This window comes from Dyadobacter diqingensis (assembly GCF_024220585.1).
Taxonomy (GTDB): Bacteria; Bacteroidota; Bacteroidia; order Cytophagales; family Spirosomataceae; genus Dyadobacter; species Dyadobacter diqingensis.
Genome location: NZ_JAMXKF010000011.1, coordinates 26,895 through 42,651, shown reverse-complemented (window position 1 = coordinate 42,651; position 15,757 = coordinate 26,895). Strand labels below are relative to the sequence as shown.

Genomic DNA, 15,757 nt, shown 5'->3' with positions numbered 1-15,757 from the left:
CCTATCAATTAAATCATTCCCAAAACGAAGGTCTTTTTGTTACACCTCCCTGTGCCCGGCAGTCGGCGCAGTAAGCGCTGGTTGCCAGTATAAACACGGATCTCTCCCCGGTGTAGTTCATCAGCGTTGCGCTGGACTTAAGGGCATCCTCGATTTTCAGCGTGTCCGGAGCCGAGCAAGTGGGATACCGACCTAAATTGGGAGTCAGAAAAATACGCTTCTTTTGCTCCACCGCTGCACTGAAATAGCCAAAAACCAGCTCCTTCGGATTGGTCGTACTCCTGATATTGCCTGTAATCTGTGAAGGAAGCGGATCAAATAAACTTCCCGTGCCTTCAGTGGTTTTCGCCAGATTTGTCCAGTACTCGAAAGCATCCTGCGTTAATCCGTACTGTTTAACCAAAATGCTGTATTTGATATAAAGCTTGTTTGTGGATATCGGCACAGTCGTAATCGGAAGGTCTTTGATAATATCCTGTGATAATTTGATGGTCGAGCCTAACAAAATATTAGACGACTTCATCGTGCGCCAGCAAAGGTTTATATCCTCCTTCCGATAGTCAATCACACCTTTCACAAGTTCCAGAGACGAATAAAAGGCTGCACGATATTCCCAGGTTTCCTCAAATTTCCAGCGATAAAATCGTGTACTGTTCGTGGCATCATGTGTATTGACCTGCATCACCATGGCATCCTGCCGTGTATCGATTTTTCCCTCAATCGCATCAATAGCAGGCGTATTTTTCACTTCAACAAAATCCGAAAGATATTCCCCGCCTACCCGCGTTTTGACACGCAGCCTGTATTTTTGCGCGGTGTTAAATGCATAAGGCGGCAAATAATATGACCCGTTCCCTTTCTCAGTAAAAGTATAAGTTTCACCTTTTTCTCCTTCCACAGTAACTTTTGCACCCGGTTCTGTGATGATCGACGTCTGCGCATTCGTATTCTGTGTATGACTCAGTTCGATTCTGCTCGTGTCAGAACCGATGTTTAGAAATCCGTCAATAACCAGATATCCCTCATCAGAATTTACTTCCGGCGGCGAAAATGGCTCGACACAGCCGATTACCGTAAAAAGTGAGGCCAGAAAAACGATTATCAAAAAATAATATCCTTTCATTTTTCCCGGTTTAAAATCTAAAATTGTACGTGATGGTTGGTATCGGCTGACCAAAAATCGACAACTGATAGCCATTCACCCTGCCGCCCTGTGTCTGGAAATAAACCGAAGATGGGTTTTTCCTTCCCAACACATTATACACCGCCAGCGTCCAGGAGCTGTGCGCCAGTTTCTTCACCCTGTGATTCCCCTCTATGTTCATTGCCAGATCGGCGCGGTAATAATCCGGTATCCTGAACTGATTTCTGTCTGCGTAATAAACCCGCTGCGCACCATCAATAATATACTTACCAACCGGTGGCGTGTAAGGCCGGCCCGTGCTGTATGTAAAATTGAACGAAAGGCTAAACCTGTGTGAAAGCCTGTAATTCGTGATCATCGTAAAATCGTGCGGCTTGTCATAGTTGCTCGGATAATAATTACCCTTGTTCGGCGCATCCGGCGATTCACGATCGAGTGCCCGAAGAAGCGTACGCGAATAAGTATAACCAATCCAGCCATTAAGCTTGCCGGTCATCTTTTTCACCATCAGTTCCACACCATAGGCCTTCCCTCTTGTTCCCAAAACTGCCGCCTCGATACGCGGGTTCATGATCAGCGAATCTCCGCCTTTGTAATCCAGAAAATTCTGAATGTTTTTATAATAACCTTCCAGCGAAACTTCAATTTTATTCCCTCTGAAATTCTTGTACAGCCCGACAGAAACCTGATCACCCGTTTGCGGTTTGATAAACTGATCGCTCAGTTTCCAGATATCCGTTGGCGAAACCGTCATGGTATTCGTCAGCAAATGGATGTACTGCCTCAGCGTATTGTAACTTACTTTCAGAGCGAGATTATCGTAAATCGTGTAACGCAGCGAAAGCCTATATTCCGGTCCGCCATATCCTTTGATCTTTTTTCCGGAGGCATAAGTTTGCGTTCCGTCTTCATAAATTTTATCAATCGGAAAACCCGGGACGTATTTATTGACCGTTCTTGGCCCCAGATACTGATAAAGCGAATAACGCAGACCTGCCGTGATAGAAAGTTTCGGATTGACCTCAAATTTGTCTTCGATGTAAAGAGCACTTTCAAGAGCCTGCTCACGCTGCAATTCATCCGGAATGACCAAAGATTGTTCACTATTAGGCTGGAAAGAACCCGGATGCAGTTTGTAATAAATGGAACTCAACCCAAAGTCCAGTGTATGTTTTGGGTGCAGCACATAATTGAAATCAGCCTTAAACTGCGACTGATTGATATCAAACTTTAAATCAAAAGCATTCAGCGGCAAGCCCTGGCTTTCCATTTCATAATTATACTTGCTGTGAGAAGCTGTAAATTCTCCATACAACCGGCTGTTGAATGTGTGTTTCCATTTCAGCGAAGCAAGCTGGTTTTGGTAGGAATAAGTCGTGTCACCAAACAGTTTAAACCGGTCTTTACTCATGTAAGCGGTTACGAAAAGACTGTTCTTCTCATTGATCTCATGGCTGACGTTCAAGTTAACATCATAAAAAGACGCAGAGCTTTTATTATATTTTTCGTCGTCCAGACGTTTAAGCAGCCAGCTTGAATACGTTGAACGCCCGCCCAGAATGAAAGAAGTTTTATCTTTGATAATCGGGCCTTCGAGTGTCAACCTCCCGGTTACGAGACCAACACCACCGGAAGCCACAAATTTCTTTTTATTGCCGTCCCGGCTATTGATATCCAGCACGGAAGATAACCTGCCTCCGAATTTTGAAGGGATCGTGCTTTTATACAATTCCACATCTTTCAAAACATCGGGGTTAAATGCAGAGAAAAACCCAAACAAGTGCGAAGGATTGTAAATAACAGCGTCATTAAACTGGATCAGATTTTGGTCCGTAGAGCCTCCGCGCACGTTAAGTCCGGTACTATTTTCACCCACCGACTTGACACCCGGCAGCGTCAGCACCGTTCTTAGAAGATCTGTTTCACCGAAAACGGTCGGTACCTGTTTCAGATTTTTGATGGTCAGTTTTACCTGTCCCATTTGTGTCCCGACTACGTTTTTATCCATTCCCGCCTTCACAGAAACTTCTTTCAGCGCGATGACGCTTTCCCGCATCTCAATATCCAGCTTTCCGTCGGAGTACAAAATAATCTGACGCTGTGTCTCACGCATACCGAAACTTTTAATTTTCAGCTTTTGCTTGCCACGGGGAATTGTTAAAGCGTAAAAACCCAAAGCATCCGTGGTCACACCGATGGATGGGGATTCAATAAAAATCGCCGCACCAACCACGGGCTCGCCGGTCACTGCACTTCGGATATAACCAGTCACGGTCGAATTACCCGGCTGAATTTTATATCGTTTAATACCAATTTCATGCACCTTGCTTTCTGCGGTCGACAACAGTTTTTCCTGTGCGGCATTATCCGGACTGGCATAAGTTACCGGTTCATTTCCGTCCGGACTATTGGGATTGAACAATCCGGGTTGAAGTTGTGTAATAATCTTTTGCCCCTCGGTAATGTACACACGTTTGCCTGTATCAAAGGCGTAGGTAAAATCAGAACCCCGGAAAACCTGTTCCAAGACCGTTCGGATTGTCTGGTCTTTTACATCAAGATCAATCGTAAGACTGTCGAAACGTGCTGCGTCGTAGTAGAAAAAATAGCCGGTCTGTCGTTCCACATCTTTCACAAAATCGTTGAAACGGGTTGAGTCCAGATGCATGGTAATGCGTGGCTCCGTAACGTTCTGCGCCCAGCCATGCTGGGAGAAAAAGATCAGACTAAAAAGGAGAGTAAATGTTCTGAATATTTTCATGGTTTAGTTAGTTCGTCGTAGCGGGCAACCATCGTCACAATAGCCATCTCACGATTTTTGCGGAATCGGATATTTTTTTCACGGAGCGCTTTGCGCAATTCACTCTTATGCGCAGGAAAAAGTGCCAGTACAGACTTTTTAGAACGTACTGAGTTATACTTTCCATTTTTATACAGATAATAGAAGTTCTTTGAGGGAAACTGGGCTATTACCTTTTTCTCGACAATTTTTTCCTGTCGCTCTTTAATCCTACGGACTAAGGTTTTCGTTTTCCCGCTGTATAGCTCGTCATAGAAACCGGTTCGCATCTCCGGATTTATTCCGTTCCCGGATTCAAACCGTCGGAAATTATGGTTGTAAAATGAGAAGTATTTCACCTTCGGCGATTGCAGCAAAATATTTTCATAACCATTGATGTGGGTGATAATCAGCTCATCCCGAACCAGATCATACATCATGGGAATATTCTCATACTGCTGACCGTCGTAAAACACGGTGCCATTTTCCAGCTTTCTTGCATCAAAAAACTGATGCTCTTCATCCCGTGCATCGTAGATGTAATACAATCTCCCGTTGTAGAGATTTTGTGCATCGGTGGTTGCAGCTTTGTAAAGCGACAGTGGATATTCCGGTACAGGATCCGGAACAGCAGATTTGGAATCGGCCAGCTGCCCGTAGCCAGGACCGAAAACACATGAAAAAATAAACAGGCAGGATGTAAAAATACGCATATATCGGGTTCAGGGAGTTTTTAACGCAGTACGAACAATCACAGGCGTTTGTGGCAAAAAACCAATTATGTATTAAAGTTATCAATAATAGTTACTTACTATATACTTAAGAAGTTTATTTATTAAATGTTCGCAAACGGTAAGTGGATGCCGTTCCATAAAAAACAAGAACTTATCCCTTCAAATTTCCTGAATGATCCTAACTTTGATGTTCGAAGAGAGCACACGTGCATTCAAACTTTCATATATCAATATTATTCATGAAAATACTTATTACCGGTGGCGCCGGCTTTGTAGGATCGGCCCTGGCGATATCACTAAAATTAAATTATCCGGATTACCAGATTTTTGCGCTGGACAACCTTAAACGCCGTGGTTCTGAACTCAATCTGAGCCGTCTGAAACAGGCAGGCGTTGAATTTGTGCACGGCGATATTCGTAATAAAGAAGACTTTGATGCCTTTCCGGCAGTCGATACAGTTATTGAGGCTTCTGCTGAACCATCGGTTCTGGCAGGTCTTGACGGCACTCCCGATTATCTGATCAATACCAATCTCGTAGGAACTGTCAACTGTCTGAACTATGCACTTAAGCATAAGGCTGGTTTCATCTTCCTTTCCACAAGCCGTGTTTATCCGATCAAAACGATTGAAACACTGAATTTCGTTGAAGAAGAGACTCGTTTTTCGCTTGCAGACGATCAACCGGTTCCAGGTGTTTCTTCCAAGGGAATTGCCGAAGATTTCCCGTTGAACGGAGCACGCTCACTGTATGGCACAACCAAGCTGGCTTCTGAGTTAATCATTCAGGAATATAATGAATTCTATAACCTGCGTACGGTTATCAACCGTTGCGGTGTTATCACGGGTCCATGGCAAATGGGTAAAGTAGATCAGGGTGTGATGGTACTTTGGATCGCAAAACACTATTTTGAGCAGCAATTAGGTTATTTTGGCTACAGTGGTACCGGAAAACAAATGCGTGACATGCTTCACGTGGCTGACCTTTACCGTTTGATCGACTGGCAGCTGCACAACCTGGATAAGGTGAACGGAGAAATCCTGAATGCAGGTGGTGGTTTGCAAAGCAGTGCTTCATTGCAGGAACTTACGAAAATCTGTCAGGAAGTGACTGGCAAAACAATTCCGATTAAAGTTGTGCCTGAAACACGTACCGCTGATATTCGTTTGTACTTGACAGACAATACCAAGGTGACGGCTCTGACTGGCTGGGAACCGAAAATCGGTATTCGCCAGATTGTTGAGGAAATCACAGCATGGCTGGCAGAAAACGAGAAGGACCTGGCTCCGATATTGAAATAAGTATCGGCTTTCGGCGGGGCCGCCCCGGCTGTCAGCTATCGGCGGGGTCGCCCAGGCTGTCATGCCAATCCAAGGGATGACTGTCGGGAGCGGCGCTGCCGAAAACCGATTGCCGACCGCCGAAAGCCGATTGCTGAAAGCAATATCTAATTCCTTTGCCTATGAAACTGATCGAATGCCCCCGGGACGCATGGCAGGGCCATCACCCTTTTATTCCTACCCACAAAAAAATTGAATACCTGAACAAGCTTCTCCAGGTTGGTTTTGACACGCTGGATTTCGGAAGTTTTGTTTCTCCCAAGGCCATGCCACAAGTCAGCGACACGGCTGATATAATTCCCAAACTTGATCTTTCTGCTACTTCCACCAAATTGCTGGCGATCGTCGCCAACGAACGTGGTGCTGCCGAAGCCTGTGCTTTTGACCAGATTACCTACCTCGGTTATCCGTTTTCGATCTCTGAAACTTTTCAGTTGCGAAATACCCATGCGACTATTGCCGAATCATTAGGTAGAGTTGAGCAGATTCAGTCTTTATGCAGACAACACGGCAAAAAACTGGTGATTTACATTTCCATGGGTTTTGGTAATCCTTATGGTGATACCTGGAATCCTGAAATTGTTTTGCATTGGGTAAAAAAACTTTCTGCGCTGGGGATAACTATATTTTCACTGGCCGACACTGTTGGGCTGGCAGATGTGGAAGACATCACAGCGCTTTTTCAACAATTGATCACAACGTATCCGGATCTGGAATTCGGAGCGCATTTTCATACGAAGGCCGAAGCCTGGCAAGTAAAAATTAATGCTGCCTACGCAGCAGGCTGTCGGCGGTTTGACGGTGCATTGTTAGGCTACGGAGGCTGCCCGATGGCACAGGACGATCTGGTGGGCAATATGCCGATGGAAAGGTTACTGGACTTCGCCCGAGAAAAAAAGGACCTGACTTGTCTGGATATGAAGGCACTGGATGAAGCCCGTCAAATGTTTTTGGAATTAGTCAATAGTCAGATATGAAGTGATTGATATTTTGAATCAGCTAAGCTGATTGCTGAAAGCTAAAAAATAAAACCTATGCCCAAACAGACACCACAAATCGACTCTATTCAGTTATTTTATGATAACCGAAAATTTGATATTGAATATTTCTACCGTCAGGGACGGAAAGAGACATTGTTGTTTGTTCACGGGCTGGGTGGTTCGAAAGAGAATTACTGGGAAGCCTGCAAAGCGGATGCGCTGGCCGACCATACTTTAATTTGTTTTGATAACCCCGGCACGGGCAATTCCAGTTATTATGAAGATGATCCGCTTAATGTTGATGATCTTACCGCCATCACCTCGCTGTTTATTGATAAACTGGCGATAAAGGATTTTATCCTTACTGGTACCAGCATGGGCGGTTTAACCACGTTGTTGTATCTGCAACGAGGCGGGTTGGAAAAGATCAAAGCCTACATCAATATTGAAGGCAATCTGATGCCGGAAGACTGTATGTTTTCGAGCATGGTAGTGACCCACGAATATGACCGGTTTTCCAAAGAAATTTTTCCGAAAGTCATTACCGACATGAAGAAAAAAGGAAATGCAGGATATCATATTATTGCCAATAACTTACAATTGAACACCAATATCAAATCATACTATAATTACAGTTTCCAGACCGTAGCTTATTCCGCGACGGGGGAATTGCTGGAACAATACCTGACGATGGAAATTCCACGGATTTTCATTTACGGGGAAGAAAACAAAAATCTGTCGTACATTCCCAAGCTTGTCAATAATGGGATGAACATCAAGTGTATCCCGGGCAGCAACCATTTTGTCTTTTACGACAATCCGAAAGAGATGTATGAAGTAATCGCGGGTTTTGTAAATACATTAACCTAGAAACGATCCATCAATCCGGACGGAAAATGACCAGAATTATTTGGCATTCTGCTCCCGGAGAATGTAACCTAACGAAAAGTGATGCGACCAGCCCAGTTGCTGATGCGTGTGCATGGCATAATCCAAATGAAAACGATTACCCTTAAAACCCATACCAAAATGATTGGTCTGGGGCCTGGAAGTTATGCCTGTCCTTAACACAAAACGTTTAACAATCTCGTATTCCAGACCGGCACGCAGACTAAGCGGATAATCCGTAACTTTTTCGATCTCAGCACTAAGCTGAATGGCTGCTGAGGGTTTATATAAAAATCCGGTCCGCAACGCCGTATCCACGATTTCGCGGAAATCTCCTGAATAGGATGATTGCGTTACATTGAACATATGAGCGCCAAAATCGAGTTGGGAAGAAATCGTGACAATGCCGCCAAATTCAAAAACAAGGGCTTTTTTACTAACGATTAATGCGGAAGAACTAACGGCGGTTTGAAGATAATTCATTTTCAATCCCAGACGAAACCGGCCGATCTTGTGACCGGCTCCCAATCCGATCGCAATCTGGTTATACACTTTATCACCAAAACGCTGTATCGATAAGCCTGCACCGAGGTTTTCGGAAACTGGCATCACAAACCCGACGCCGATGGTATTGATGCCGTCAAAGTTATAGTGCGAATCGTAGGTGGAGAAAACTGCCGTGGTGGTGATACCGCCCAGTCCGGCCAGGTTATTTCCTATGGCGTAATAATCAGAACGGGCAATAGCTGCATTCGCCAATCCCCAGGCTCTTGCACCGACAGGAAATGGATTCCCGTCGGCGAAAGCCTTGTAAGATATTGTAATAATGATAACGAATGATCGAAGGAAGTTTTTCTGTCGAGATAAACATCCAGATCGCTCTTTCATATTTACTACGCCAGTAAAATAATATGTCGGGAAACGCTATTTTCTCAGCTGAATTTCCGTTTGATGATTGACAATAATGCCTGAACTGCCTCTCCGTTGACATCCCACGCATATTTGGAAGCGTAACGATGCCAGATCAGATTTTCGGCCTCCTCATAACTTTTCACAAGATCCAGCTCGTAAATTGCCTTATCAAAGTGCTCGCTATTTCTGCTGAACAATTGATTTACAAACATGAAACGTTGCCCCAATGGAATAGATCCGGCGATATTTTCAACTTTCACCTGCACACTTCCATACCGGTTTTCATCCGAGACTTTGGGGATATCTACTTTGAAACGGTTATTCAGCGATTCCCGCTCAGAAGAATTTGTTTTAGAAACAATTTCTGAAAGTACTGCCACGCCCGGTTCCGCGCGCTGCTGGCTGGAAGCCTGAACAGGAATAGCGACCGGTTTGGCAGGGTCAATTTCGGAAAATGCCGAATCAAAGAATGATTTCGGTTCCTGCTTATGACCATTCTGCGGCACTGCATGCGATGATGCATTAGCCACCGGAAGCAGCTCCGACGAGTCCAAGGTCAGGATCTCAGAAAACTGACTGATAAAAGGTGTCACATCATCCAGCAATTCGACATCGCTTTTTATTTCGTAAAGCCATCCGATTACCTGTGTCATATAAACAGAATCAGCATTACTATCTGCCAGGCGGTCTGCAAGTGCTTTCGCGATACCGTTGTGAATCTGTGTATATTTTATCAGCTGTTGTGCTTTCTCGGGTGTAAAAACCGACTCTGGCATGGCCCGAAGCTTTTCTTCGAAATAGCTCTCCGGTGTATATAAAAGCGTGATGGCATCTTTCACAGAATCCAGAAATAGCGGTTCGAGATCGTTGCGTTTGACGGCAATATTCTGCGACACCGTATTCATGAACGCCTGAAGCGCTGACTTTACATCTTCACTTTCAAAATCAAAATATATACTGCGGAATGCAAGGGCCGTATTTTTCCATTGATCAAACAACCGGTTCAGAATACCTAGATTAACCTGGCGAACAGGTGTAATTTTCAGTAGCTCAGGACCTTTTACAACAGTTTCGTTACGATATGCTTCATTAAGGACAGTAGCCGTAAATCGCGCTGCATATTGATTAAGTGCATTTGAGTTCAAACTATTCGGCATAACGAATAAGAGCTTTGTAACAAGAGTGTTTAAAAAATGTGTTTGTTTTGTAAATATAATTAAAAAATGACTGTTCGGACAGTCGATCACAGATTCAACTTATTTCACGGCTATCATGTTCATCGAGCCTTCACATGTAAGACACCATCAATACCCGCGTGCAGGATGGATTGAGGTGATTTGCGGATCCATGTTCTCGGGCAAAACCGAAGAATTAATCCGCAGACTCACTCGCGCCAAAATTGCCCGCCAGAAAATAAAGATCTTTAAACCTGCTCTGGATAAACGCTATCATCTTGAGAACATTGTTTCGCACAACGAGAATTCCATCGAAGCGATCCCTGTGAATCTCTCTTCTGAAATCATCGCGTTGTCTGAAAATGCGGAAGTAGTCGGACTGGATGAAGCTCAATTTTTTGATGAATCGATTGTCAGCGTGTGTGATGCACTTGCAAATTCTGGAAAGCGGGTGATCATCGCCGGGCTGGATATGGATTATCTTGGAAAACCTTTCGGCTGTATGCCTCAGTTGATGGCCATCGCGGAATATGTGACCAAAGTACATGCGATCTGCATGGTTTGCGGGGAAGTTGCCTCTCATTCGTACCGGCTTTCGCCATCGAATGAAAAAGTGTTACTGGGAGAAACCGATCTGTATGAAGCAAGATGCCGCCGGTGTTTCAATCTGGGCGAAGAAGCTTATCATCAGGAGTAAAAAAACAGGAGGTTACCGCTATGCAGTAACCTCCCGTCCTGAAATTTATTTTGTCAATTCTTCCACGAGCCTGTTGGCTTTGTAAATATGTTTCATAGCCGCGATCATACCACCGGCATGCACCGAAACAGTACGATTACCTGCGTCTGGCGCAAAAATGAAATAGCCCGGCAAGCTTTCCACATTTCCGTCAAATATCAATCCAACGGCTTCCAGTTTCTGATTAACCATCGGAGACCCTGAATTTCCGCCAATGATATCGTTGGTCGAAATAAAGTTAACCGGCGCTTTCAATAATTCTGTCGGAGGATTCAGCCAGCGTTTCGGCAATGACCATGGAAACACACCGCCGTTGGACTCATAACGGTCATACATCCCGAAGTAGGTTGTTTTAACTGGCGCCGTTGTACCGTTGTATTCATAGGATTTTACAACACCGTCGCTGATACGCAATGAAAAAGTAGCATCCGGCGGAATACTTGTTCCGTAGACATCATAAAGCAAGCGGCCAAGTTTACTGCGATCCACATTCAATTTCGAATTCGCATCTCTTGCAGCCGCTGCGGCATACATAAATCTTGGCTGGGAAATTCGTGCCAGCTGGATCAGCGGATCATCCGAAGCAGAGATTGCTGCTGCGCCTCCGTCCAAAAGCTTGTTTACGTAGGCATCATCACTCAATTTTGTATTTTTAAGCGCTGCCGCGGCCGCTTCTTTTGGCGATTTACCAGCCAGGGCCGTTTTAACGTACTCGTCGTTTCTGCCTAAAAACGTGGTGGCTTCCTCAAAATGTGCCGTCAGGTATGCCTCTTCCAGCGAAGCAATATCCGGCTTAAATGCTTTCAAAGTTCCTTTTAACGTATTCGCGCGGTCCGGATTTGTTTTGGAAAGTGATGCAAAATCAACCAGTTGCTGTGCAAAAGTCAGCAATTCACCGCGGGATAGCGGATTCGGCTGCATAATTGAAACATCGTTGCGGACAGCACGCAAAGTTTTTACGTTTTCTGAAATATTATCCCACATGCCATAATTCGGCGCCAGCTTTGGGTTTGCCCGAACTGCCTTCTTAAAGTTCTTTTCAAAATCCCGCTTGCGCGCCATCAAAACCGGATCTTTCATTCCTGCCAAGCGGCCTGCATAAGCTTTGTAGCTATTTTCGTAGCTGAAAATTTCATTCAGGATACTATCGCTTTTTGCCGTTTTGTTATATTCCTGCAAAGCAAGAGAACGGTTTTTCAATAGCTGAAGTGTGAAAGGCATAACCAGATCACGGTCCAGTTCCAGTTCATCAACGGTACGTAAACGCCCCGTACTTCCCGGATTCCCTACGACAAAAACAGGTTCACCATCCTTAATTCCATCCGTATTAAACTTGTAATAATTTTCCGTTTGAAGCGGCTTGCCATTGTCGTCGTAAACACGGAAAAATGAGCAGTCCAGGTTATAACGCGGATACGTGAAATTGTCAGGATCACCGCCAAAAAAGCCCATTTGAAGCTCCGGCATAAATACGACCCGCACATCTTTATATCTTTTGAAACCGTACAAAGAATAACGTCCGCCGCTGTAAAAACTGACCGTTTCAACTTCCAGACCTTTCCAGCCATCTTTTGCCTGATACTCTTTTTTAATATTCTCAAATGCCTGGTCGCGCAATTTTACACGTTCGGCATTGGACTCACCCTGGTCTTCGATTTTCTGAATACGTTCGGTGATATCTTCGATTTTCACGAGCTGGTCAACAAACAGATCTGCAACCTTTCTTTCATCCGAAAGCTTGGCGGCATAAAATCCGTTGGCCAGAAAATCCTCTCCTTTTTTCTGAACAGCCACGCCCGATTCGCGCGCGCAATGGTGATTGGTCATTACCAGACCATTCGCCGACACAAAGGACGCCGAGCAATAGGTAGCAAAACGGAGCGCCGAAAGCCTGGCCTTTTCAAACCACTTTTCGTCGGGGGTAAAATTATAGGTCTTTTTAAAATACTCGGCTGGCGGGGTATCGAACGTCCACATTTTACCCATATCAAATTCCCCCGCTTTTACAGAGTCCAGTTTGATATCCTGCGCCTGAACGACCACATTCCCCAAGGAAAGCAACCCGATCAAACCAAGTTTTTTAATGATTTTTGTTGTTGACTGCATAAATTTATCCAAATAATAAAGATGTAACACTGTTGCACAAAGCTAATAAGATTATGCAAAAGTTATCTCAATATACAGATATCGTTACTATTTGGAACAAAATCATGAGATTTAAACCGTTAACCGTTTTTCCAGCGGCCCTTAAACTGAACCAGAAAGATGAAAACAAAAGTTATTCTCTCAATTTCTTTGCTGTTCAACATCATTTTTCTGATCGTCTGTGCCTATATTTTCCGTGATAAATGGATTCAAAAAATAGTAGCGATAAAAGGCGACACCAAAATAGTCATGTTCGGAAATTCACTGACTGCACAAGGAAAATGGGTTGAACTTCTCGGACGAACCGACGTGCTCAACAGCGGATTTCCAGGACTTTGCACGTATCATTTCATATCCCTTTTGCAGCCCCATGTCATCGATAAACATCCTGCCGTCTGTTTTGTTGAAGCAGGCATTAATGACATCACCGTTGGCGTGGCTCAGGAGAAAATCCAGCAGAACTATCAGGTAATTTTAGAGACAATCGTAAAAAACGGGATCAAACCGGTCGTCACTTTAACGCTTTACGAGCAAAATGATCCTGAGAGTAAAAAAGAGGTAATTCGGCTGAATGAATTCCTGATAACCTATTGTCAAAAAAACAACATTGAATACCTGGACCTGAATCCACACCTATCCGATGCAACGGGGCTGAAACCAGCGTTTGCAAAGGATAAGACACATCTGAATACAGCAGCCTATAAAATTTGGGCAAATGAAGTTGACAAAGTTTTAAAAAAGATGAGTATAAAACATCAATTATCAATATAAATTCATAAAATAATTGTACTATTGAAGTTGCAAAAATAGTAATTAGCCACTCATCTTCAATATAATGAAACCTTTCTCCATCCTACTGATATCCACAGTGTCCTTATTCTGGGTTTCCTGCAAAAAGGAAAGTAGCCCCGATCCTGCCCAACCTTATTTAAATAAAATCACGGAACTGCGGTATCTCCCGGATGACAGCGTAACAGTAGAATACACATTTGACAGAGATGGCTTATTGGCGCAGGAGAAAAATTCCCGCAACTTTTCAATAAGAGGATTTAGAAATAATGAAGAAACATCCCGTTTAACCGCCGGATCGATATATTACAGGCTATACACCTACAACCTGTCTAACCAGCCCGTAAAATTCGAGGAATTTAGAGCAACTTCCGGCGCAAGAAAACACTTCGTCTCAGACACCAGCATGTATGAGAATAATAAACTAATCAAAAAAGAATTGAGGAGTTTTTGGTTTGAGATACCGGGCGAGGGCGATGTTTTATTCAACTATCCATTATGGGTCACCAAAAGGTATTTTAAGTATGACAGCCAAAACCGTATTTCAACAGAAACAGATTCCGTATTTATCTGCCATGATATTCGAAAAGTGATTGGAATTGTTGAAAAGACCGAACCAAGATTTGTTTACACAACGAACACTAAAAATAACTATAACCCCAAAAATGAGCTTATCGAAAAGATAACGAGCACCACCAAAAATAATATGCTCTTCTACGAGGATGGCAGATCTGTTTTTGGCTATACAAATCCTGGAAGGGTTTACCCGGGGTCTGTTATTTACAATTATCAGTACAACACTTTGAATCAGCTTATCACCAAAACTGCAACGTTCACCAACTCACATGACGACAAGGCATATAAGAGCATTTTCAATTATAGTTATGTTCAGTAGGGCGCAGACCATATTTATCCTATAAAAACAAAGGTCATCTCCTTACGGAAGATGACCTTTGATATCTGTTAAAGTTTGTTTCAAACAACGATTATGCGTTGATCTGATTCATCACTTCAGTTTGTTTACGGATAGACTCCATGTGAACAAGCTTGAAAAGTTCGTCAACAAGGTTCGGGTAAAGATTAAGGCTCTTACCCCATGCTGCACGAGTTTCCAATACTTCACGGAAACGATCAACCTGATAAGCAGCAACGTTGTTATCACGTTTGTATTCAGCAAGTTTTTCAACCAATGACATACGGTTTGCAAGGTTTTCAAGCAATTCGCGGTCAAGGTTATCTATTTTACCACGAACGATTTCCAATTGAGACTGGTAATCTGTCGGGTAAGATTCTTTACGCACGTGAAGTTCGTGTAACATTTCGCCCAATGCAGCAGGAGTCAATTGCTGAGAAGCGTCAGACCATGCCTTATCCGGATCACGGTGTGATTCAATGATCAAACCGTCATAGTTAAGGTCAAGTGCACGCTGCGCAATTTCAAACAACAACGAACGCTTACCTGCCATGTGGCTAGGGTCACCGATTACAGGAAGCTCAGGGAAAATCGTTTTAAGTTCGATCGCGATGTTCCACATTGGAGAATTACGGAATTTCGTTTCCTGAGCGTTAGAGAAACCACGGTGAATAGCACCAAGTTTCTTCACACCTGCCTGGTTCAAACGTTCCAAAGCTCCAACCCATAGTTGCAAATCCGGGTTAACCGGGTTTTTAACCAAAACAGGAACATCCACACCTCTTAATGCTTCTGCCAATTCCTGAACGTTAAATGGATTCACCGTTGTACGTGCACCAACCCAAAGGATATCCACACCATACTTCAATGCCAATTCTATATGCTGAGGGTTTGCTACCTCAACGGCAACAGGAAGACCTGTTTCTTTTTTTGCAGCTTGTAACCATGGCAAAGCCGCTTCACCCATCCCTTCAAAACTTCCCGGACGAGTTCTTGGCTTCCAAATTCCCGCACGGAGTACGTGAGCAAATCCTTCTTTTTTGATCTGGCTTGCGGTTTCTAACATTTGTTCCTCGGTCTCGGCACTGCAAGGCCCGGCGATTACCAAAGGTTTTCCTTCGGTATTGATCCAACTGCTAAGCGGAAGGATATCTAAAGAAGCATTCATATTCAAAAACTTGTCCTTAATAAAACAATAAGATAACTATAATATTTCGACTCG

13 protein-coding genes are annotated in these 15,757 nt (G+C 43.8%); 6 read left to right on the top strand and 7 right to left on the bottom strand.

Annotation, left to right across the window (positions count from 1 at the left end):
* Positions 1–13 precede the first annotated feature (13 nt).
* The 3 genes from M1L62_RS24815 to M1L62_RS24805 are packed head-to-tail and all read right to left on the bottom strand — an operon-like array spanning position 14 to position 4,636.
* Entirely contained in the window at positions 14–1,123 is a 1,110-nt protein-coding gene (locus M1L62_RS24815; protein WP_254562345.1) for a DUF4249 domain-containing protein, read from the bottom strand.
* Positions 1,124–1,133: 10 nt separating this feature from the next.
* Positions 1,134–3,905 (bottom strand): TonB-dependent receptor, encoded by a 2,772-nt coding sequence (locus M1L62_RS24810; protein WP_254562344.1) that lies wholly within the window; start codon positions 3,903–3,905, stop codon positions 1,134–1,136.
* The gene (locus M1L62_RS24805; RefSeq protein WP_254562343.1) at positions 3,902–4,636 is read right to left on the bottom strand and encodes a hypothetical protein; all 735 of its coding nucleotides are present in this window, start codon (positions 4,634–4,636) and stop codon (positions 3,902–3,904) included. The genes M1L62_RS24810 and M1L62_RS24805 overlap by 4 nt, the downstream gene beginning before the upstream one ends.
* Positions 4,637–4,896: 260 nt before the next feature.
* On the opposite strand from M1L62_RS24805, the gene M1L62_RS24800 reads away from it, so the two are divergent.
* The 3 genes from M1L62_RS24800 (at position 4,897) to M1L62_RS24790 (ending at position 7,847) form a co-directional block, all read left to right on the top strand.
* Positions 4,897–5,958 carry an NAD-dependent epimerase/dehydratase family protein gene (locus M1L62_RS24800; RefSeq protein ID WP_254562342.1) on the top strand — a complete coding sequence of 354 codons (1,062 nt, stop codon included), beginning with the start codon at positions 4,897–4,899 and terminating at the stop codon, positions 5,956–5,958.
* A 161-nt stretch (positions 5,959–6,119) separates the two neighbouring features.
* Complete coding sequence (locus tag M1L62_RS24795; protein WP_254562341.1) at positions 6,120–6,974, top strand: hydroxymethylglutaryl-CoA lyase; 855 nt, start codon at positions 6,120–6,122, stop codon at positions 6,972–6,974.
* A gap of 57 nt (positions 6,975–7,031) precedes the next feature.
* A complete protein-coding gene (locus M1L62_RS24790) occupies positions 7,032–7,847 on the top strand; it encodes an alpha/beta fold hydrolase (RefSeq protein WP_254562340.1) in 816 nt (271 codons plus the stop codon).
* 36 nt (positions 7,848–7,883) lie between these two features.
* Here M1L62_RS24790 and M1L62_RS24785 read toward each other — a convergent pair whose 3' ends face one another.
* Both M1L62_RS24785 and M1L62_RS24780 read right to left on the bottom strand, forming a co-directional pair.
* Positions 7,884–8,753: a PorV/PorQ family protein gene (locus tag M1L62_RS24785; protein WP_254562339.1), complete on the bottom strand. Its 870-nt coding sequence runs from the start codon at positions 8,751–8,753 to the stop codon at positions 7,884–7,886.
* Between the two features lie 44 nt (positions 8,754–8,797).
* Positions 8,798–9,934 carry a DUF8457 domain-containing protein gene (locus tag M1L62_RS24780; RefSeq protein ID WP_254562338.1) on the bottom strand — a complete coding sequence of 379 codons (1,137 nt, stop codon included), beginning with the start codon at positions 9,932–9,934 and terminating at the stop codon, positions 8,798–8,800.
* 115 nt (positions 9,935–10,049) lie between these two features.
* Between M1L62_RS24780 and M1L62_RS24775 the strand changes: the two genes are divergently transcribed.
* Positions 10,050–10,649, top strand: a complete 600-nt coding sequence (locus M1L62_RS24775; protein ID WP_254562337.1) for a thymidine kinase — start codon at positions 10,050–10,052, stop codon at positions 10,647–10,649.
* Positions 10,650–10,694: 45 nt separating this feature from the next.
* On the opposite strand, the gene M1L62_RS24770 is transcribed toward M1L62_RS24775, so the two are convergent.
* Positions 10,695–12,794 (bottom strand): S46 family peptidase, encoded by a 2,100-nt coding sequence (locus tag M1L62_RS24770; protein WP_254562336.1) that lies wholly within the window; start codon positions 12,792–12,794, stop codon positions 10,695–10,697.
* Positions 12,795–12,953: 159 nt separating this feature from the next.
* Between M1L62_RS24770 and M1L62_RS24765 the strand changes: the two genes are divergently transcribed.
* Positions 12,954–13,604 (top strand): SGNH/GDSL hydrolase family protein, encoded by a 651-nt coding sequence (locus tag M1L62_RS24765; protein WP_254562335.1) that lies wholly within the window; start codon positions 12,954–12,956, stop codon positions 13,602–13,604.
* Positions 13,605–13,668: 64 nt separating this feature from the next.
* On the top strand, positions 13,669–14,517 hold the full coding sequence (locus tag M1L62_RS24760; RefSeq protein WP_254562334.1) for a hypothetical protein: 849 nt from the start codon (positions 13,669–13,671) through the stop codon (positions 14,515–14,517).
* Positions 14,518–14,608: 91 nt separating this feature from the next.
* On the opposite strand, the gene M1L62_RS24755 is transcribed toward M1L62_RS24760, so the two are convergent.
* A complete protein-coding gene (locus M1L62_RS24755; protein WP_254562333.1) occupies positions 14,609–15,703 on the bottom strand; it encodes a chorismate mutase in 1,095 nt (364 codons plus the stop codon).
* Positions 15,704–15,757: the final 54 nt, after the last annotated feature.